This is a genomic window from Nocardioides sp. YJ-D4 (assembly GCF_054031495.1).
Window position 1 is genome coordinate 3937792 of record NZ_CM132932.1, and the last position, 18369, is coordinate 3956160.

Consider the following 18369-nt stretch of genomic DNA (forward strand, 5'->3'; position numbering starts at 1 on the left):
CACTAGAACAGTGACGTCTGGCAGGGAGACAACATGGCCCGGATCAGCATGCGCGTCGACGGTATGAAGGTCACCGACGACGTCGAACCGCGAACGCTGCTCGTGCAGTACCTTCGCGAAGGACTCGGCAAGACCGGCACGGTGATCGGTTGCGACACCAGCAACTGCGGCGCCTGCACGGTCCATCTCGACGGCGACTCGGTGAAGTCGTGCAACGTGCTCGCGGTCCAGGCCGACGGGTGCGAGGTGACCACGATCGAGGGCCTCGCCGACACGGTCGAGAGCGACCTCCACCCGGTCCAGGAGGCGTTCCGTGAGTGCCACGGCCTGCAGTGCGGATTCTGCACGCCGGGCATGATCATGCAGTCCGTCGACCTGCTCAAGCGCAACCCTCAGCCCAGCGAGGAAGAGATCCGTGAGGGCATCGAGGGCAACCTGTGTCGCTGCACGGGCTACCACAACATCGTCCGCGCGGTGCAGTACGCCAGCGGCCACCTGGCCACGGCTGCCGGCCCCAAGGGCGCGACCGAGGAGGTGGACGCGCTGTGACCGCCGTAGAAGCTCGTCCGGAGCAGACCAACGAGATCGGCCGCGACCGCCGCCGCAAGGAGGACGCGCGCCTGATCACGGGACGGACGCGCTGGACCGACAACATCAACCTGCCCGGGATGCTGCACCTCGCGATGGTGCGCAGCCCGTTCGCGCACGCCCGGATCACCGGCATCGACACCAGCGCCGCGGAGGAGTCCGAGGGCGTGGTGACCGTGCTGGCCGCCAAAGACTTCGACGAGAGCCTCGGCGTCTGCATCAACGCCTGGCCGATCACGCCCGACCAGAAGACGCCGGCCCACCCGCCGGTCGCCACCGACCGGGTCACCTTCGCGGGTGAGATCGTCGCGGTCGTGGCCGCCCGGTCCGCAGCCGCCGCCCGGGACGCCGCCGAGATGGTCGAGGTCGACTACGAGGAGCTCCCCGCGGTCGTCTCCCTCGAGGAGGCGGTCAAGGACGAGGTGCTTGCGCACCCCGACCTCGGCACCAACAAGTCCGCCCTGTGGGTCTTCGACAGCGCCCAGGCCGGCACCGGCGGCAGCGTCGACGAGGCGATCGCCTCCGCGAAGAGCGACGGGATCGTCATCGAGCGCACCTACCGCCAGCAGCGGCTGATCCCGGCGTTCATGGAGCCCCGCAGCGTGGTGTGCGACCCGACCGGTGAGCAGATCACGGTGTGGAGCGCCACCCAGATCCCGCACATCCTGCGGTTCGCGTTCGCCGCGACCACGGGCGTGCCCGAGTCGAAGATCCGGGTGATCGCGCCCGACGTCGGCGGCGGCTTCGGCGGCAAGCTCCAGCAGACGCCGGAGGAGATGATCGTCTTCGCGATGGCTCGCCGGCTCGGCAAGCCGGTGAAGTACACCGAGACCCGCTCCGAGTCGCTGCTCTCCGCTCACCACGGGCGGGACCAGATCCAGAAGCTGACCCTCTCGGCCACGAAGGACGGCCAGGTCACCGGCCTCAAGGTCGAGCTCGACGCCAACCTGGGGGCGTACGTCGCCATCGTCGGCGGCGGTGTCCCGGTCCTCGGCGCCTTCATGTTCAACGCGATCTACAAGTTCCCGGCCTACCAGTTCAACTGCCAGACGGTGTTCACCAACACCACCTGGACCGACGCCTACCGCGGCGCGGGGCGGCCGGAGGCGACGTACGCCATCGAGCGGCTGATGGACGAGCTGGCCGCCGAGGTCGGGGTCGATCCGCTCGAGATCCGGGAGAAGAACTGGATCAAGCACGAGGAGTTCCCGTTCACGACCATCGCCGGTCTGACCTACGACTCCGGGAACTACGAGGCGGCGACCGCGAAGGCGAAGGAGATGTTCGGCTACGACGCGCTGCGGGCCGAGCAGGCGGAGCGCCGCGCCAACAACGACCCCGTCCAGCTCGGCATCGGCATCTCCACCTTCACCGAGATGTGCGGCCTGGCTCCGTCCCGGGTCCTCGGCAGCCTCGACTACGGCGCCGGCGGCTGGGAGCACGCCCAGGTGCGACTGACGCCGACCGGCAAGGTCGAGGTCATCACCGGGGCCAGCGCCCACGGCCAGGGGCACGAGACCGCGTTCAGCCAGATCGTGGCGGACCGTCTCGGCGTCGCCTTCGAGGACGTCGAGGTGCTCCACGGCGACACCCAGATCGCCGCCAAGGGCTACGACACCTACGGGTCCAGGTCGCTGGTCGTGGGTGGCGAGGCGCTCGTGCGGGCTGCCGACAAGGTGCTCGAGAAGGCCAAGCCGATCGCGGCCCACCTGCTCGAGGCGAGTGTCGACGACATGGAGTTCACCGGCGGCAGGTGGACGGTGCGCGGCACCGACCAGGGCATGTCCATCGGCGAGCTGTCCACGGCGGTCTTCGCCGCGCACAACCTGCCCGACGGCGTCGAGGCGAACCTCGACTCCGAGGCCACCTTCGACCCGGAGAACTTCAACTTCCCGCATGGGACCCACCTGTGCGCGATGGAGGTCGACACCGAGACCGGCCAGGTGAAGATGCGGAAGTACGTCTGCTGCGACGACATCGGCAACATCATCAACCCGCTCATCGTCGCAGGTCAGGTGCACGGTGGCCTGGTCCAGGGCATCGCTCAGGCGCTGTGGGAGGACGCGGTCTACGACGACGCCGGGACCCTGGTGTCGGGCTCGTTCGTGGACTACCTGCTGCCGACGGCCGCCGACACGATCAGCTTCGACATCGACCACACCACCTCGCCCGCGACCACCAACACGCTCGGCACCAAGGGCGTCGGCGAGGCCGGCACGATCGCCTCCACGCCCGCGGTGGTCAACGCGGTCGTCGACGCGCTGCGCCCGCTGGGCGTGCACGACGTGACCATGCCCTGCACGCCGGAACGGGTGTGGCGGGCGATCAACGAGGGCTCGGCCGGCGGCGAGACCACCGGCGCGGCCGCACCACACTTCGATCCGTCGACGGGCATGTCCGGGAACGTCGACCGCACGGAAGGAGACGTCCAGTGATTCCCGCATCGTTCGACTACGTCGCCCCGACCACGGTCGAGGAGGCGCTGGCCGCCCTCGCCCAGTACGGCGACGAGGCCAAGATCATCGCCGGCGGACAGAGCCTGCTGCCGGTGCTGAGGATGCGCCTCAACGCTCCGGAGTGGGTCATCGACCTCGGTCGCATCGACTCTCTCCGCGGCGTACGCGACGAGGGTGAGTCGATCTTCGTCGGCGCCATGACGCGCCACTGTGACGTCGCGGCCGATCCTCTGGTCGCCGAGCACGCGGCCCTGGTCGCTCGTGCCACGGCGACGGTCGCCGACGAGCAGGTACGCCACCGCGGCACGTTCGGTGGCGCGCTCGCCCACGCCGACCCGGCGGGCGACCTCGGAGCCCCGGCCCTGGCCCTGGACGCCGAGTTCGTCATCGCCGGGCCGGCCGGGGAGCGGGCCGTCCCAGGTGCCGAGTTCTTCCAGGGGCTCTTCGAGACGGCCGTCTCCGAGGACGAGCTGCTCATCGGCGTACGCATCCCGAAGCACACCGGGTGGACGGCCCACTACGAGAAGTTCGTCCGGGTCGCCCACCAGTGGCCGATCTGCGCGGTCGGCGCGACCCTCAAGGTCTCCGGCGGGGTGATCGAGGGCGCGGCGATCGGTCTCACCAACATGGGCTCCACTCCGTTGCGTGCCGCCGGCGTCGAGCAGGCGCTGGTCGGCCAGCAGGCCACCGAGGAGGTCGTACGCAACGCCGCGGCCCTGGCCGCGGACGGCGCCGAGCCGCCCTCCGACCTCAACGGCGACGCCGACTATCGGCGTCATCTGGTCACGGTGCTGACCCGGCGTGCCATCACGAAGGCCCTCGGGGGCTGAGGCGTGGACCTGATGCACGAGTTCACGGTTCCGACCTCGGTCGAGGAGACCTGGAACAGCTTCCTGGACATCGGCTCGATGGCAGAGTGCTTCCCGGGAGCCCAGGTCACCTCGGCCGAGGGCGACACCTTCACCGGCACGGTGAAGGTCAAGCTCGGTCCGATCGCCATGGTCTACGCCGGCTCCGGCACCTTCGTCGAGAAGGACGAGGCCGCGCGTCGCCTGGTCGTCGAGGCCAAGGGACGGGACAAGCGCGGCAACGGCACCGCCGGCGCCAACGCGACCTTGACCATGGCCCCCGAGGGGACCGGTACGAAGGTCGAGATCGTCACCGACCTCGCCGTCACCGGAAAGCCCGCCCAGTTCGGACGCGGGGTCATGCAGGACGTCTCCGACAAGCTTCTCGGCCAGTTCGTCGCGTGCCTGGAGCAGAAGTCGGCCCCGGCTGCGCCAGAGCCGCCTGCTGTGGAGGAGCCGTCGGGCGAAGGGATCGCTGAGCCCGCGAAGCCTGCGCCGACAGCTGAGTCGCCCGCACCGCAGGCACCGAGGCACGCGGCGACCAAGCAGCCCGAGGCACTCGATCTGGGTGCGACGGTCGTACCGGTGCTGATCAAGAACTACGGCAGGAAGATCGCCGTCGGGGTGGCCGTGATCGCGGCGGTGGTGATCGTCTACAGGCTCCTGCGGGGCTGAGGCCGGTGCGCGACAAATCCCGTCGCGCAAACCGGATACCTCTCGCGCAACGTGGATAGCGGAGCGCCACGCGACCTCTCTAGCGTTTTGCGTACGCAGACCCTGCTGCGAGAGGAAACAGAAAAGTGAAGATCGCGGTCATCGGTGCCGGGTTCGCGGGCGTTGCCTCGGCGAAGGTGCTCACCGAGCTCGGTCATGACGTCACCGTCTACGAGAAGGCCCCGGATGTCGGCGGCGTCTGGAGCCGGACCCGTCGTTACCCGGGCCTGACGACGCAGAACGACAAGGACTCCTACACGCTCTCGGACCTGAGGATGCCGAAGGTGTTCCCCGAGTGGCTCAGCGGCGAGCAGGTGCAGAGCTACCTCGAGATGTACGTCGAGAAGTTCGAGCTCGCCCCGATGATCAAGCTCTCCACCGAGGTGCGGAGTGCCCAGCCGGCTGGAGGGGGCGGCTGGGACATCACCTTGGCGGGTGACGACGGCGAGACGACCGAGCATTACGACCATCTGGTCGTGGCCAGCGGCGTCTTCTCGGAGCCGTTCGCCCCCGCGTACGACGGGGTCGACGAGCTGGAGGCCGCCGGAGGCAAGATCCTCGCGGCGAGCGAGCTGCACGACCTGGAGACCGTCAACGGCAAGCACGTCCTGGTCGTCGGCTACGGGAAGTCGGCCTGCGATGTGGCCGTCGAGATCGCCAAGGAGGCGGCCTCGACCACCGTGGTCGCGCGCCAGCTGCTGTGGAAGATGCCCCGCAAGATCAAGGGCGTCCTCAACTACAAGATGCTGCTGCTCACCCGCCTGGGGGAGGGGCTGTTCCCCTACCAGAGCATCCGCGGGGCCGAGAAGGCCCTGCACGCGGGAGGCTCGAAGATGGCCGGCTCGATGGTCGGCAGCGTCGAGTCGGTCACCACCAGCCAGCTCAAGCTGAAGAAGCTCGGGCTGCTGCCCAAGGGCCAGTTCACCGACATCGCCCGCTCGACGGTCTCGCTGGCCACCGAGGGCTTCTTCGAGGGCGTCGAGGCCGGGGACATCGCCGTCGAGCGCGACACCGAGATCGCCGCCTTCGTGACCAAGGACGGCAAGCCGTACGCCGAGCTCGCCAACGGTCGCGCGGTGCCCGCCGACGTCGTGGTGACCGCGACCGGGTTCAAGCAGGAGCTCCCGTTCTTCTCCGAGGAGATCCAGGACCAGCTCACCGACGACAACGGCGACTACCAGCTCTACCGCCAGATCCTGCCGCTGAGCGTCAAGGACCTGACCTTCGCCGGCTACAACTCCTCGTTCTTCTCGCCGCTCTCGGCCGAGATGAGCGCCGTCTGGATCGGCTCGCACCTCGGTGGCGGTCACGAGGTTCCGCCTGCGGAGGAGATGGAGGCCCATGTCACCGCGCGGCTGGCCTGGATGCGGGAGCGCACCGACGGCCACCACGCCCGCGGCACCAACATCATCCCGTTCTCGATGCACAACATCGACGAGGTTCTCGGTGACGTCGGCATCGACGTCAGCAAGCGGGTCAAAGCAGTGCAGTGGCTGCTGCCGATCGACCCGAAGGCGTACGCCTCCATCACTCCCAGACTCGTGGAGAAGCTGGCAGCGAGGAGCTAGTACGGCGAGATGCCGGTTACTCCAGGGTGGGACCGGCATCTCGTTCGGGACCGAGGCAGGACCTCGGCTGGGACCTTAGACAGTGATTGCGCCGTGTTCGCGTTGACGCGGCGCCGGCTCCGCTACGCTCTTCGGTCAATCGAGCCACGCGCCAGGAGCCTCCATTGCCCCGTCCCCTGCTGGGCCGCCACACGGTTGTCGCCACCACTGACGTGGACCAGGCCAGAGAAGCCGTAGCCGAACGATTCTGTGCTCACTACCTGGCGCTGACCAAGGCTGGCTCCCACCTCGACATGGTGCACAACGCCGCGCCGCTGGGCGAGGACGTGATGCTCAACTACATGCGCTACGGCGACGAGGTGCGGATCACTCCCGGCACCTTCGACGACTTCTACCTGATCCAGCTCCCGCTGGCCGGCACCGCCAAGGTCAAGGTGGGGGAGCACGTCGTCCTCGCCGACCGCACCCGCGCCTCGATCGGCTCCCCGACCGAACCGGTCGACATGCTCTGGTCCGACGGCTGCGAGAAGCTGCAGGTCTACATCCGCCGCAGCGCCGTCGAGGAGGCGGCCGCAGGCATCGGCGGCTCCGGGCCGGTGGTCTTCGACCCCACGCTCGACCTCGGCCGGCCCGAGGTGCGCGACTGGCTGAAGATGGTGCGGCTGGCCTACGACAACGTCGAGGCCGGGGGCACGCTGATGAGCTCTCCGCTGGTGGCCGCGCCCTACGAGCAGGCGCTCATCGGGGGACTGCTGACGATCCAGGCCAACACGTCCCTGGAGATCGTCTCCGAGACCGGATCCTCCACCATCTCCCGGGCCGTACGCATGGCCGTGGACCTCCTCGAGGCCCACCCCGAGCGCCCCTGGAAGGTCGCGGAGCTGGCCCAGAAGGTCGGCGTCTCCACCCGCACCCTGCAGGAGGCGTTCCAGCGCGACCTCGACACCACCCCGCTGGAGTACTGGCGGCGTACCCGGCTGGACCGTGCCCACTCCGACCTGCTCGCCGCCGACGCGACCGCCACCTCGGTCACCGCCGTCGCCGCCCAATGGGGCTTCTTCCACCTCGGACGGTTCTCCCAGGCGTACCGGGCACAGTTCCAGGAGCTCCCGTCTCAGACGCTCATGCGCTGAGCGTCACCACTGGGGTTCGTCGCTGAACCCGCCGTAGTCGTCCAGGTCGGCGTCGTCGCGACGGTAGGCCTCGCCGTCACCGTTGCGCCGGTCGAGCTTGTCCTCCTTCTCGTCCTGGTTCTGCGGCTCCTCGGGCGGGTCTTCCTGCTCGTTGGGCTTGATCCGTACCTTCGGGGTCAGCTTCTCCTTCAGGCGCTCCTCGACGGACTCGCCCTGCTGGGACTGCTCGGGGCCCTGGCCGGCGTCGGTGGGGCAGTCGCCCTCCTTCAGCGTGGCCAGAGCGTCCTCGTAGGCCGCCTTCGCACCGGGCTGGTTGCCAGCGTCCCGGGCGCGGTCGCCGATCGCCTCCTGGGTCAGTGACATGTTGATGCGTACGGTGCACTCGTGGTCCTCGGGCACGCGCTCCAGCGCCTCGCCGTAGTAGGCGACCGCACGGGCGTTCTCGCCGAGCAGGAAGGCGGCGTTGCCGGCGTCGAAGTGGGCGATCCACGGCTGCAGGAAGTTGAGGTCGCGGTTGGCCGAGTAGTGCTCCATCGCGGTCGCGGCGTCGCGTACGTCCCAGGCGTCCCGGCCACCGCGGTCGTGGTGACCCATCAGGATCACCTTCCCCAGGAAAGCGAGGCCGATGACCACCGGCACGATCCCGGCGAGGAGCAGCGCGCGCCGCACCTGCTCGCGAGGAGTACGTAGCGGTTGCGGCTCGGTCGAGTCGACAGGCGTCTCGGTCAGGGTCACGACAGCACCTCCTCGGCCTCGTGCGCACGGCGGCGATGGCCCCACAGCTCCCACAGCAAGAGTGCCAGGAGCGGGAAGCCGAAGAGCCAGGCCCGGGACGTCTCGCCGCCGGCGGAGGTCTCCTCGGTGAGCATCTCGGAGTCCCAGGTCGAGGCCTCCGTGGTGACCTCCTTGGTCTCTTTCGTCGTGCGGTGAAGGGTCTGAAGACCCATCTGACCTGCGATCTCGCGCAGGTTGGCGAGGTCGATCCGGGACCGGGCGTCCTGGCCGTCGCCGTCCTTGAGGTAGCCGTCCTGGGGACGTTCGTCGTCCCAGGGCATCCGGCCGCCCTCCTCGGTGCCGTAGCCGAGAACCACGCCGCCTGCCGAGAGGTCGTCGACCTCGGCGAACGACTGCTGGTCGACGCCCTCGCGGGTGTTCTCGCCGTCGGAGGCGAACACCACGATCCGGCGTCGCTCGGGGTATCGCTCCTGGTCACGCTCCAAGGCCTCGATCATCTCGTCGCGCGGAGCGTCGACCATCGAGCCGGACCCGTCGAAGGCCCGCTCGGCGTAGAGACCGTCGACCCAGGCGTTGAAGGCTGTCGTGTCGTAGGTGAACGGCATCTCGGTGCGGACGACCTCGCCGCCGAAGGTGATCGCGCCGAACCGCACGGAGGGCAGGGCCGCGGAGAGCGCCTTTAGGTCCTTCTTGAGCTGCGTCATCCGGGCCTCGCCGCCGGGTGCGTCCTCGGCGACCATCGACCGTGTCCGGTCGACCACGACGAGGACATCGAGATCCGCCGTACGCATCTCGGCCGGCGCCGCGCCCCAGCTCGGGCGCACCAGGACGACGACGGTGAGCAGGACGATCAGCGCGCGGCGTACGAGCGTCAGTATCTGCCATCCTGCGGTGCTCATCGGGCCACCTCGCTCGGTGGCCGGGTCTGTGGGGGCAACGAGCCTCCCGCCTGCCGGGGTGCCGGGCCCGGGGACAGCCGTCCGGAGCGGACCAGGGCGTAGATCCACCCGGCGACCAGCATGAGGACCCCGAGGACGATCGTCGCGATCGGCCAACCGGGAGCGTCGCGGATCTGGTACTTCGGCGGCTCGACGACCTCGTCGGCGGAGAGCCGGTCGATGCCGGCCAGGATCGAGTCGATCGAACCGTCGTCACCGAGCAGCGAGAAGGTGCCGCCGGTGTCGGTCATCGCCTTGTCGAAGGTGGCGCGCTTGTCCTCCTGGAAGCTGAGGTCGGCGGAGCCGATGCCGTAGAGCTGGACGTCGCGCTCCTTGGCGAACTCGGTGGCCTCGGGCAGCGTGTAGACCGGTGGGCCGCCCTGCGGGTCGTTGTCGGAGGCGACGATGACCGCCCGGCCACGTTCGGAGTTGGACAGGTCGAAGCGTTTGACACAGGAGACGATCCCGTCGCTGATCAGGCTCGCCCGCTCCTTGCCGAGATAGGTTCCGGCGACGTACTCCTGGTCGCCGAGGGCGAAGGCCCGGCCGGCCCGCGCCAGCTCGTCCTGCACCCAGCCGTAGTCGTCGGTGAGCGGGAAGACGGTCACCGCGGCGTCGCTCCACAGCACGAGGCTGACCCGCTCGCCGTTGAGGCCGGCGACGAGCTGGGAGTAGGCCTGGGTGACCTGGGTGTCCTCGTCGAACATCGAGGTCGAGGCGTCCAGGCAGAGCACGATGTCGCGGGTGGAGTAGCGGTTCTGGGTGATGTCGGTCGTCTGCGGCCGGGCGATCAGCCAGATGCACCCGATCACCGCGAGCGCGATCCCCGCGGTCTGCCACCAGGACAGCCACCGCTGCTGGGTCGCGAGCTCACGGAACCGGGGGAGACGCTTGAGCCGCTCGGTGTGGGCGACGAGCACCGCGTCGGCCGGGCGGCGATGCACCCGGGCGGCGAAGACGACGATCGCGGCGATCGCGATGATGGTGAGGACCAGCATGATCGCGCCGAGGACAGGCCATCTCAGGTCCATGTCGTCACCACCTGACGGGCCCGGCTCAGCGCCTCGGGGAAGCGCTCGGCAGCCTTGCCCTCCTCCTCGGAGGCGAAGGCGGGCGGGTACATCACCTCGACGGCCATCGCCAGCGGGCGGGTGCGAGGGTCGCTGCGTACGGTCGCCTTCAGGTCGGCGAGGACCATCTTGTCGGCCGGGATCTGGCTGACCTCGGCGACGTAGTCGCGCACGGTGCGGCTCAGGTGCTGGTGGCCGACCCGCGCGGGGACGTCGCCACGATGCACCGCCCGCTCGATCCGGTCGATCTCGGCGAGGTGCTCGGCACGGAAGTCACGAGGCGCGGGCACCCAGGGCGTCTCCACCTCGACGACCGGGCGGCGCTTGCGGGTCAGCAGGATGACCGCGAGGTAGTAGAGCGCCACCGCGGCGAGCACCGCGAGCGCGAGCACCAGCCACCAGCCCGAGTGGTCCAGCGGCTGCTGGAACTCCTCGGGGACGCTACCGGCGCGCATGGCGGTGCCTCTCCAGGAGGTGGAAGACCGCGCCGATGGCGGTGGCGTCGTCCTGGACCCGCTGGTAGGCGATGCCCAGACGGTCCAGGGTGCCGCGCAGGCCGTGCTCCTCGGCAGCGGCCAGCTCGGCGTACTGCGCCTGGAGGACCGCGTCGCCGGTGAGCCACCCCGGCAGGGCGGAGACGGTGTCGACGTCGACGGTCGGGGCATCGCCGGGCACGGCGGTGGTGGGGTCGAGGTCGTCGATGCCGGCGACCAGGACCTCGTGCTGGACGGTGAGGCGGCGCAGGACCGCGGCCATCTCGTCGCTGACCGAGTGCTCGTCGGTGACGACGAGCAGGATCGCGCGGCGGCGCACGTTGGTGGCGATGTGGCGCAGGACGGCGACGATGTCGGCCTCGGCGGAGTCGGGGGTGATCGCCTCGTGGGCCTGCCCGAGCGCCCGCTCGAGCGCGACCTCGGTGTCCGCGGACTTGGTGAGCTTCTGGGTCTCCGAGTCGCCGTAGGCGACCGCGACCTTGTCGCCGTGGCGTACGCCCAGCCAGCCGACCAGGCCGGCGGTGAAGATCGCCAGCTCACGCTTGGTCGTGGTGCCGGTCGCCTGAGCCGCCATGCTCCGGCCGGTGGAGATCGCCAGCAGCACCAGATGCTGGCGCTCGGCGGTGAACCGCTTGACCAGCAGGCTCCGGGACCGGGCCGTGGCCTTCCAGTCGATGTCCTTGACGTCGTCGCCGGGCACGTACTCCCTCAGGTCGTGGAAGTCCATGCTGCGCCCGGTCTGGACGCTGGCGTACTCCCCGTCGAGCAGGCCCAGGACCTTGCGGTGGGCATGGATCATCAACCGCGTGCGGATCCGGGGAAGGTACGTCGCCATTCTGTGCCTGATTTCCTGGCGCCACTCAGGGGCTCGGGACAGCGCGGACCAGCGCGTCGACCAGCATCTCGGGCTGGACCTTCTCGGCCAGCGCCTCGAAGCTGAGGTGGAGCCGGTGGCGCAGGATGCTGTGGCGCAGCTCGCGCACGTCCTCGGGAGTGACGTAGGAGCGGCCGAGCAGCAACGCTGCCGCGCGCGAGGCCTGCAGGAACGCGATCGAGGCACGCGGGGACGCGCCGATCTCGACGTAGGAACCCGTCTCCGGCCCGAGGAGCTGGCGGGCGTTGCGGGTCGCCTGTACGAGGGCGACGATGTAGCGCTTGATCGCCGGGTCGACGTAGACGCGCTTGGTCAGGTCTTGGAGCCAGATCACGTCGTCGGGATCGGCGACCGGGCGGGTCACCTCGTGGTCGGGACCGAGCGTGCCGGCCTCGATGCGCTCGAGGACGACGAGCTCCTCGGCGTCGCTGGGGTAGTTGACGATCTCCTTGAGCAGGAACCGGTCCATCTGCGCGTGCGGGAGGACGTAGGTGCCTTCCTCCTCGATCGGGTTCTGCGTGGCGAGCACCATGAACGGGCGCGGCAGCGGGTGGATGTGGCCCGCGATGCTCGTCTGGCGCTCCTGCATCGCCTCGAGCATGGCGCTCTGCGTCTTGGCGGAGCTTCGGTTGATCTCGTCCAGCAGCACGAAGTTGGCGTGCACCGGGCCGAGCTGGGTCTCGAACTCGTGGTTGCGCTGGTCGTAGACCTGGGTGCCGATGATGTCGCTCGGCAGCAGGTCGGGGGTGCACTGGATCCTGGAGAACTGCGCCTTGACGGTCTGGCTCAGCGTGCTCGCGGCCAGCGTCTTGGCCAGCCCGGGCACGCTCTCGAGAAGCACGTGACCCTCAGAGAGCAGCGCGATCAGCAGCGCCGTCCTGAGCCGCTCCTGGCCGACCACACGGCTGCTGAAGGCGGTGCTGACCCGCCCGACGATCTCCTTCGCCCTGGCGATCTCCTCAGCGGACGGCGGGGCGATGGGTGGTGCGGTGGTGGTCAAGGCGGCTCCAGAGGCGTCGGCTGTCAGTCCCATCCTTTCCTACCAGCGTACGGAACGCATCTGGGACCCACCTCGGGACGGTTGAGACGGGTGCTGGGGCGGGCTTCGAGGTACGGGAACGGTACGGGTTCGAGGCGAGTGTGGGACCGACCACGATGGGCCGCAAGACTCCCTCAGAAAGGTTCACCGTGCCCCACCTCTCCACCCGGCTACGAGTCATGCTCGTGGCCTTTGCCCTGGTTGCCGGACTCGCGCCGATCGGTGTTGCCGTCGCAACCAAGCCGGTCCCCGCTGAAGCAGGTCCGATCCGGATCGACATCGCGGCGATCGAGTCGGACACCGCCTCCTTGAGATACCAGCGGAACTACCTCGCCAGGCACCGAACCTGGCGGGCGTGGTCGCCGCGGCTCGCGGACGTGAGCAGCCGGTTCAACTCGATCGAGGCACAGCTGATGGGGCAGGCGAGGACCGCCGTGGCGTCGTACGAGGCGGCCTTCCTGACCCGCGCGAGAGGTCACAGGTACGTCAGTGCCATCAGGGTCCTCGACTCGTTCATCAGCAGGATGGATGCCGCGATCGACAACTACCGGCGCACCGGGGTGCTCGCGATGCGACCCTTCGGCTGATCCCGGCGGAACTCAGAAGACGTTGCGCGGGCGGAACTGGACCGAGATCCGCGGGCCGGCCGAGGCGACCTTGGGGATGGCGTGCTCCCAGGTGCGCTGGCAGGAGCCGCCCATGACGACGAGGTCGCCGTGGCCCATCTGGATGCTCATCCCCTTGCCTCCGCCGTGGGGGCGTAGCGCGAGGCGGCGGGGGTCGCCGACGGAGACGATCGCGACCATCGTGTCGTCGGTGCGGCCTCGGCCGATCTTGTCGCCGTGCCAGGCGACCGAGTCGTGGCCGTTGCGGTAGTAGCAGCACCCCGCGGTCACGAACGGCTCGCCCAGCTCGGGCAGGTAGTGGGCGGTGAGGCGCCCGCGGGCTTCGGCGAGACGAGGGTGGGGGAGCGGGTCGCCCTGCAGATAGGTGTGCAGGAGCCGGGGCACGTCGACGACGCGGTCGTACATCTGCCGGCGCTCCTCGCGCCACGGGACGTCGCTGACCAGCGCCGCGAAGACCTCGTCGGGATCGGGCAGCCAGCCGCGGGCGATGTCCACCCATGCGCCGCGGTCTAGGTGGATCCGCTCGTAGGTCGTCTCGGTGGTCTCGTCGTCTGTGGGGGCGAAGAGTGTTCCCTGGAAGTCCACCCCTTCACCATACCTCGTGATCGAACACGTGTTCTACTGAAATCAGACATTCTTATTTCGTTGCAGCTGGTCTGCCTCATCTCGCTGCAATGTCACAACTTGACGAAACTCCGGACGTACGCGAGGTGTACACCTACGCTCTGCTCATGGTCCGGTCGGTCGAGGGAGAGCGGTCGCTCAAGCACGTCCAGATCCGTGAGTACGTCAGGGAGCTGGTCATCGGCGAAAGCCCTGGTGCCTCCGCGCCCTCCGAGCGCGAGCTGGTCCAGAAGTTCAGCGTCGCCCGAGCCACCGTGCGGCAGGCGCTCGACGCGCTCGTCGCCGACGGTCTGCTGGTCCGGATCCCGGGCCGGGGCACCTTCGTGGCGCGTCCGCCGCGGGCGGCGAGTCCGGTGCTCGGGTTCAGCGAGGAGATGGCTCGCCGGGGGATGCAGGCATCCTCCGAGACGCTGCTGCTCGGCCGGGAGAAGGCCGGGCCCACCATCGCCCGCGCGCTGAACATCAAGGAGGGCGCCGCCGTCGTCCACTGGCGGCGTCTGCGCCGCGGTGACGGGGTGCCGATCTGCATCGAGGACGTCTATCTCGACGAGGCGATCGTGCCGGGGATGCTCGAGCGGACCGCGCCGACCAGTCTCTACGCCGAGCTGGCCAGTCGCCAGATGCGGCCGTCGTGGGTCGACGACACGTTCCGTGCCGATGTGGCCAACATCGAGGAGGCCACCCTGCTCGGTCTCTCGGTCGGTGTCCCCGTGCTCCGCAGGCAGCGGAAGTCCGTCGCGGGGGACCGCTATGTCGAGGTGTGCCGCTCGGTCTACCGTGCCGACCGCTATGCGCTGCACCTGCAGCTCGGCCCGTCCTGACCTGCTGAGCTGGTCAGAGATCGCCGAGCGGCGCGACCACGTCGCCGCTCTCCTCGCAGACCCAGATCGGGTCCGGACCTCCCAGGTCGGGAGTGATGTGGAGCGAGTGCACCGGCGACTCCGGAGGACATGTCGTGCACACCGGCCAGCGCGCGGAGGCCTCGCCGTCGAAGAGCAGGTCCTGCACGTCCTGGGCGACCAGGCCGGCGACGTACGCCTTGCCCTCCGGCCACTGCTCCACCCACCAGCCGCGCTCGGTCATCGCGTCCTCGAGAGCGGAGACGGCTGCCGCACCGGCGAGTCCGCGGGCATCGAGGTCATGGAGCACCCTCGCCCGAGCCTCGAACAGCACTGTCGTGTTCATCAGGACCCATTCTTGCCGACCGGTCAAGGCTGTGGCCTCAGGATGGACACGGTAAGAATGGCCCGTGATCCTCATCGACCCGCCGAACGTACCCAGTCGCGGCCGGATGTGGTCTCACCTCGCCAGTGACACCTCCTACGAGGAGCTGCACGCCTTCGCCAGCCGGATGGGCATCCCCGCCCGAGGCTTCGACCGGGACCACTACGACGTACCCGCCGAGGTCTACGCCGACATGGTCGCCGCGGGTGCGGTCGAGGTCACCTCCCGGGTCCTGGTCGCTGCGCTCATCGCCGCCGGTCTACGCCGACGCAAAGGCGGCGCACGCTGACTACTCGGCCGGCGCGGCTGACTTCTCGCCCGGCGGGAGTGACGCCTCGGCGGGGGTGGACATCCGTCGAGAGGTGAGCCAGATGGCCGCCGCGATGAGCAGGCCGAGGCCGCCGCCGAGGATGAAGCCGCCCTGCCAGCCGATCAGGTCGATGGCGAACCCGGCGGTGGGCGCGCCGACGGCGCTGCCGAGGGTGATGGCCGAGCCGTGCCAGCCCATCACCTCGCCGCGTACGGTCGAGGGGACGCTGCTGGTGATCGCCTCGAGTGCGGCGGTCAGGGTCGGTGCGCAGAAGAGGCCGCTGAGCAGGAGCAGGACGGCGAAGGAGATCGGGTCCCAGGCGAACGCGGTCAGCACCGTCGTCGCACCCAGCAGGACGAGCATCACCGCGGTGGAGGGGTGGCTGTTGAGGGCGCCGTAGATGAGTGCGCCGAGCAGCGATCCGAGCGCCCAGATCGCCATGACGATCCCGAGCAGGGCGGTGCGGTCGAAGTCGCGCATCGCGGCCACGGTGCCGAGGTCCTCGGCGATGAGGATGAGCGAGGCGGTGAAGGTGCCGGCGAGCAGGAGCGTGACGCCCGGGTTCACCCACGAGGGGAGCCCGAAGCGGCGCTTCGGAACAGCGTCGCTCGGGACGGCGTCGCTCGGAAGGGTCGGCTCACCCTCGGTGATCGTCGGGTTGAACAGCCAGAGCACGACGGCCGCGGCGATCCCGAGCCACTGGATCAGCAGCATCGCCCAGGCCGTGCCGAAGTAGCTGGCGCCGAGCACGCCGATCACCGGACCGACCATGAAGCCCAGCTCGGTCATCATCGCGTCGGCGCTCAGCGCCGCGGTGCGCTGCCCGGGACCGACCGAGCGGATCATCACCTGGCGTACGACCGAGAAGGACGGGACCGTGAAGAGCCCGGCGACGGCGACCAGCGCGAGCAGCGGGAGGTAGCCCACCCAAGGAGCGATCGACCAGGCGATCGGGAGTACGGCCAGCGGCAGCAGGAGCGTACGCCGCAGGCCGAGTCGGTCGAGGAGCCGGCCGAGCCAGGGAGCGGAGATCGCCATCGCGATCGCGAGCACCGTCGAGACCAGGCCCGCCTCGGCGTAGGAGCGATCCAGCAGGCCGACCACGTGGAGGGTCACGATGACCGAGGACGCCGGCATCGGGATCCGCAGGAACAGACCCAGCACGAGGATGCGGCGCACGTCGGGGATCCGCCACAGGTCGGCGTACGTCTGGAAGCTCACCGATGAATTCTGTCACCGGGGAGCGGTTCTTTACGAATTGTTATCGATCGCGTGACAGGTATGTGTCCAGGGTCTCCATCTCGGCCGAGATGTTGGCCCGCGCGGCGGCCTCCCAGCTGATCCTCGCGAAGGGTGTCGAGAAGAGCGACTCCTTCTCCAGCAGCCGCTCGAGGACTTGGGCACGACCGACGCGAAACTCCTCGTCGGAGAGGTGCTGATACTCCTCCCGGACGGTCGCGGCGTACTCCGCATAGCGCTGCGCTGGCGCTGCCAAGATCGCCAGGTCGGCATCGGAGAGCACCCGGCCGCTGTGGTCGTCGGGGGCGGGATCGTGGGTCTCGGTCAGCCGCACCAGCCGGGCGACCTCGGCCACGGCGTCGGCCTCCAGGTAGGCGCCCAGCGCGTCCTCGGCCCAGGCGGCCGAACGCTCCTCGGCGTCCCGCTCCCCGTCGTAGACGGAGTCGTGGAAGAACGCCGCCAGGGTGACCGTCAGCGGGTCGAAGCGCTCTCCCTCCGCCCGCAGCTCCTCGATCCGGTCCAGTACCTCGGTGAGGTGCCGGCGGTCGTGATAGCGGCGGGTCGGTTCGTCGTACGCTGCCAGGACGTCATCGAGAAGGTCGGTCGCCTCTGGCAGCGGCCAATGTTGCGGGAGCTCCATGAGCCAGAACGCTAGCGTCAGGCGTGGTAGGCGCGCACCCACCTGGTGTGCGGGTTGGCTGTGATCTTCTCGAGCGTCGTCGCAGGTACGTTGGTCACGTCGGTGACCACGAAGCCGGTCTCACCGGCGGTGGCGAGGTACTGACCGGTCACGTTGACACCCTCGGCGGCGAGCAGCGCGTTGAGCTCGGCGAGCACGCCCGGGACGCTGTCGTGCAGCAGCGCCAGGCGCGCACCGGCGGCCAGCGGCGGCGGCTGGACGGCCGGCAGGTTGACGCTCAGCGCGGTCGACCCGGAGCGGATGAAGTCGCGCAGCTTGCCGGAGACGAACCAGCCGATCTCCTCCTGGGCCTCCTGCGTCGAGCCGCCCACGTGCGGGGTCAGGATGACGTTGTCGAGACCCTGCAGCGGGCTCTCGAAGGCGTCGCCCTGGGCCTTGGGCTCGATCGGGAAGACATCGAGCGCGGCGCCGGCGATGTGGCCGGACTCGATGTGCTTGCGCAGCGCGTCGTTGTCGACCAGGAAGCCGCGCGCGGCGTTGATGAACAGCGAACGCGGCTTCATCTTCGCGAACTGCTCCTCGCCGAACATGCCCAGGTTGCCCGGGCGTCCGTCGATGTGGATGGAGACCACGTCGGCCTCCTCCAGGAGCGCGTCGAGGGACTTCATCCGGCGTGCGTTGCCGTGGGCCAGCCGGTCGGCGATGTCGTAGAAGATGACGTACATCCCCAGCGCCTCGGCGATGTTGGAGAGCTGGGTGCCGATGTTGCCGTAGCCCACGATGCCCAACGTGCGGCCGCGGATCTCGTGGGAGCCCTTCGCGGACTTGTCCCAGACGCCGGCGTGCATCTTCTCGGTCTTCTCCGGCAGCCGTCGCGCCAGGGAGATGATGTAGCCGATGACCAGCTCGACGACCGAGCGGGTGTTGGAGTAGGGGGCGTTGAAGACGGCCACGCCGCGCTCGGCGGCTCCGGCCAGGTCGACCTGGTTGGTGCCGATGCAGAAGCAGCCGATCGCCTTGAGGTCGGTGGCCGCGTCCAGCACACGCGGCGTGATGTGGGTGTTGGACCGGATGCCGAGCAGCGTCACGCCCGGGAGGTCGGCCACCAGCTCGTCCTCGGAGAGAGACTTGCTGCGCAGCTCGACCTCGAAGCCGGCCTTCTCGAGGTTCTCGACAGCGACAGGATGGATGTTCTCCAGGAGCAGCGCCTTCATGGCTCAAGCCTAAGACGCGGGACGTACGCCTCCTC

General features: G+C 69.3%; 20 protein-coding genes. 9 read left to right on the forward strand and 11 right to left on the reverse strand.

Features of this window, described 5'->3' with window-relative positions; genetic code table 11:
* Window positions 1-33 precede the first annotated feature (33 nt).
* From ACW14X_RS18845 to ACW14X_RS18870, 6 genes are all read left to right on the forward strand, one after another.
* Window positions 34-549: a (2Fe-2S)-binding protein gene (locus tag ACW14X_RS18845; protein WP_160026894.1), complete on the forward strand. Its 516-nt coding sequence runs from the start codon at window positions 34-36 to the stop codon at window positions 547-549.
* On the forward strand, window positions 546-3023 hold the full coding sequence (locus ACW14X_RS18850; RefSeq protein WP_457162946.1) for a xanthine dehydrogenase family protein molybdopterin-binding subunit: 2478 nt from the start codon (window positions 546-548) through the stop codon (window positions 3021-3023). Before ACW14X_RS18845 ends, ACW14X_RS18850 begins: the two co-directional genes overlap by 4 nt.
* A complete protein-coding gene (locus ACW14X_RS18855) occupies window positions 3020-3874 on the forward strand; it encodes an FAD binding domain-containing protein (protein WP_457162947.1) in 855 nt (284 codons plus the stop codon). Before ACW14X_RS18850 ends, ACW14X_RS18855 begins: the two co-directional genes overlap by 4 nt.
* Window positions 3875-3886: 12 nt before the next feature.
* Window positions 3887-4567: an SRPBCC family protein gene (locus tag ACW14X_RS18860; RefSeq protein ID WP_457162948.1), complete on the forward strand. Its 681-nt coding sequence runs from the start codon at window positions 3887-3889 to the stop codon at window positions 4565-4567.
* A 125-nt stretch (window positions 4568-4692) separates the two neighbouring features.
* Window positions 4693-6174, forward strand: a complete 1482-nt coding sequence (locus ACW14X_RS18865) for a flavin-containing monooxygenase (protein WP_457162949.1) — start codon at window positions 4693-4695, stop codon at window positions 6172-6174.
* Window positions 6175-6338: 164 nt separating this feature from the next.
* Window positions 6339-7307 (forward strand): AraC family transcriptional regulator, encoded by a 969-nt coding sequence (locus tag ACW14X_RS18870; RefSeq protein WP_350842288.1) that lies wholly within the window; start codon window positions 6339-6341, stop codon window positions 7305-7307.
* A gap of 3 nt (window positions 7308-7310) precedes the next feature.
* Here the strand turns inward: ACW14X_RS18870 and ACW14X_RS18875 are convergent, their stop codons facing one another.
* The 6 genes from ACW14X_RS18875 to ACW14X_RS18900 are packed head-to-tail and all read right to left on the reverse strand — an operon-like array spanning window position 7311 to window position 12418.
* Window positions 7311-8042: a hypothetical protein gene (locus ACW14X_RS18875; protein ID WP_457162950.1), complete on the reverse strand. Its 732-nt coding sequence runs from the start codon at window positions 8040-8042 to the stop codon at window positions 7311-7313.
* Complete coding sequence (locus ACW14X_RS18880) at window positions 8039-8941, reverse strand: vWA domain-containing protein (RefSeq protein WP_160026908.1); 903 nt, start codon at window positions 8939-8941, stop codon at window positions 8039-8041. The genes ACW14X_RS18875 and ACW14X_RS18880 overlap by 4 nt, the downstream gene beginning before the upstream one ends.
* Complete coding sequence (locus ACW14X_RS18885) at window positions 8938-10011, reverse strand: VWA domain-containing protein (protein ID WP_457162951.1); 1074 nt, start codon at window positions 10009-10011, stop codon at window positions 8938-8940. Before ACW14X_RS18885 ends, ACW14X_RS18880 begins: the two co-directional genes overlap by 4 nt.
* Window positions 10002-10505, reverse strand: coding sequence for a hypothetical protein (locus ACW14X_RS18890; protein WP_457162952.1), 504 nt, complete (start codon window positions 10503-10505; stop codon window positions 10002-10004). The genes ACW14X_RS18885 and ACW14X_RS18890 overlap by 10 nt, the downstream gene beginning before the upstream one ends.
* Window positions 10492-11379, reverse strand: a complete 888-nt coding sequence (locus tag ACW14X_RS18895) for a DUF58 domain-containing protein (protein WP_457162953.1) — start codon at window positions 11377-11379, stop codon at window positions 10492-10494. The genes ACW14X_RS18890 and ACW14X_RS18895 overlap by 14 nt, the downstream gene beginning before the upstream one ends.
* A gap of 25 nt (window positions 11380-11404) precedes the next feature.
* On the reverse strand, window positions 11405-12418 hold the full coding sequence (locus ACW14X_RS18900; RefSeq protein WP_201451222.1) for an AAA family ATPase: 1014 nt from the start codon (window positions 12416-12418) through the stop codon (window positions 11405-11407).
* A gap of 188 nt (window positions 12419-12606) precedes the next feature.
* Between ACW14X_RS18900 and ACW14X_RS18905 the strand changes: the two genes are divergently transcribed.
* Complete coding sequence (locus tag ACW14X_RS18905) at window positions 12607-13044, forward strand: hypothetical protein (RefSeq protein ID WP_457162954.1); 438 nt, start codon at window positions 12607-12609, stop codon at window positions 13042-13044.
* A 12-nt stretch (window positions 13045-13056) separates the two neighbouring features.
* Here the strand turns inward: ACW14X_RS18905 and ACW14X_RS18910 are convergent, their stop codons facing one another.
* Window positions 13057-13668 (reverse strand): alpha-ketoglutarate-dependent dioxygenase AlkB, encoded by a 612-nt coding sequence (locus ACW14X_RS18910; protein WP_457162955.1) that lies wholly within the window; start codon window positions 13666-13668, stop codon window positions 13057-13059.
* A gap of 89 nt (window positions 13669-13757) precedes the next feature.
* Here ACW14X_RS18910 and ACW14X_RS18915 point away from each other — a divergent pair, with 89 nt between their 5' ends.
* Window positions 13758-14528, forward strand: a complete 771-nt coding sequence (locus tag ACW14X_RS18915; RefSeq protein ID WP_350842275.1) for a GntR family transcriptional regulator — start codon at window positions 13758-13760, stop codon at window positions 14526-14528.
* Window positions 14529-14541: 13 nt separating this feature from the next.
* Here ACW14X_RS18915 and ACW14X_RS18920 read toward each other — a convergent pair whose 3' ends face one another.
* Window positions 14542-14892: a hypothetical protein gene (locus tag ACW14X_RS18920; protein ID WP_160026922.1), complete on the reverse strand. Its 351-nt coding sequence runs from the start codon at window positions 14890-14892 to the stop codon at window positions 14542-14544.
* A gap of 64 nt (window positions 14893-14956) precedes the next feature.
* On the opposite strand from ACW14X_RS18920, the gene ACW14X_RS18925 reads away from it, so the two are divergent.
* On the forward strand, window positions 14957-15220 hold the full coding sequence (locus ACW14X_RS18925; protein ID WP_457162956.1) for a DUF4031 domain-containing protein: 264 nt from the start codon (window positions 14957-14959) through the stop codon (window positions 15218-15220).
* Here ACW14X_RS18925 and ACW14X_RS18930 read toward each other — a convergent pair whose 3' ends face one another.
* The 3 genes from ACW14X_RS18930 to serA are packed head-to-tail and all read right to left on the reverse strand — an operon-like array spanning window position 15221 to window position 18334.
* Window positions 15221-16462 carry an MFS transporter gene (locus ACW14X_RS18930; protein ID WP_457162957.1) on the reverse strand — a complete coding sequence of 414 codons (1242 nt, stop codon included), beginning with the start codon at window positions 16460-16462 and terminating at the stop codon, window positions 15221-15223. It abuts the gene before it with no gap.
* A gap of 40 nt (window positions 16463-16502) precedes the next feature.
* A complete protein-coding gene (locus ACW14X_RS18935; protein WP_457162958.1) occupies window positions 16503-17120 on the reverse strand; it encodes an HD domain-containing protein in 618 nt (205 codons plus the stop codon).
* Between the two features lie 17 nt (window positions 17121-17137).
* A complete protein-coding gene (serA, locus tag ACW14X_RS18940; RefSeq protein WP_160026930.1) occupies window positions 17138-18334 on the reverse strand; it encodes a phosphoglycerate dehydrogenase in 1197 nt (398 codons plus the stop codon).
* Window positions 18335-18369: the final 35 nt, after the last annotated feature.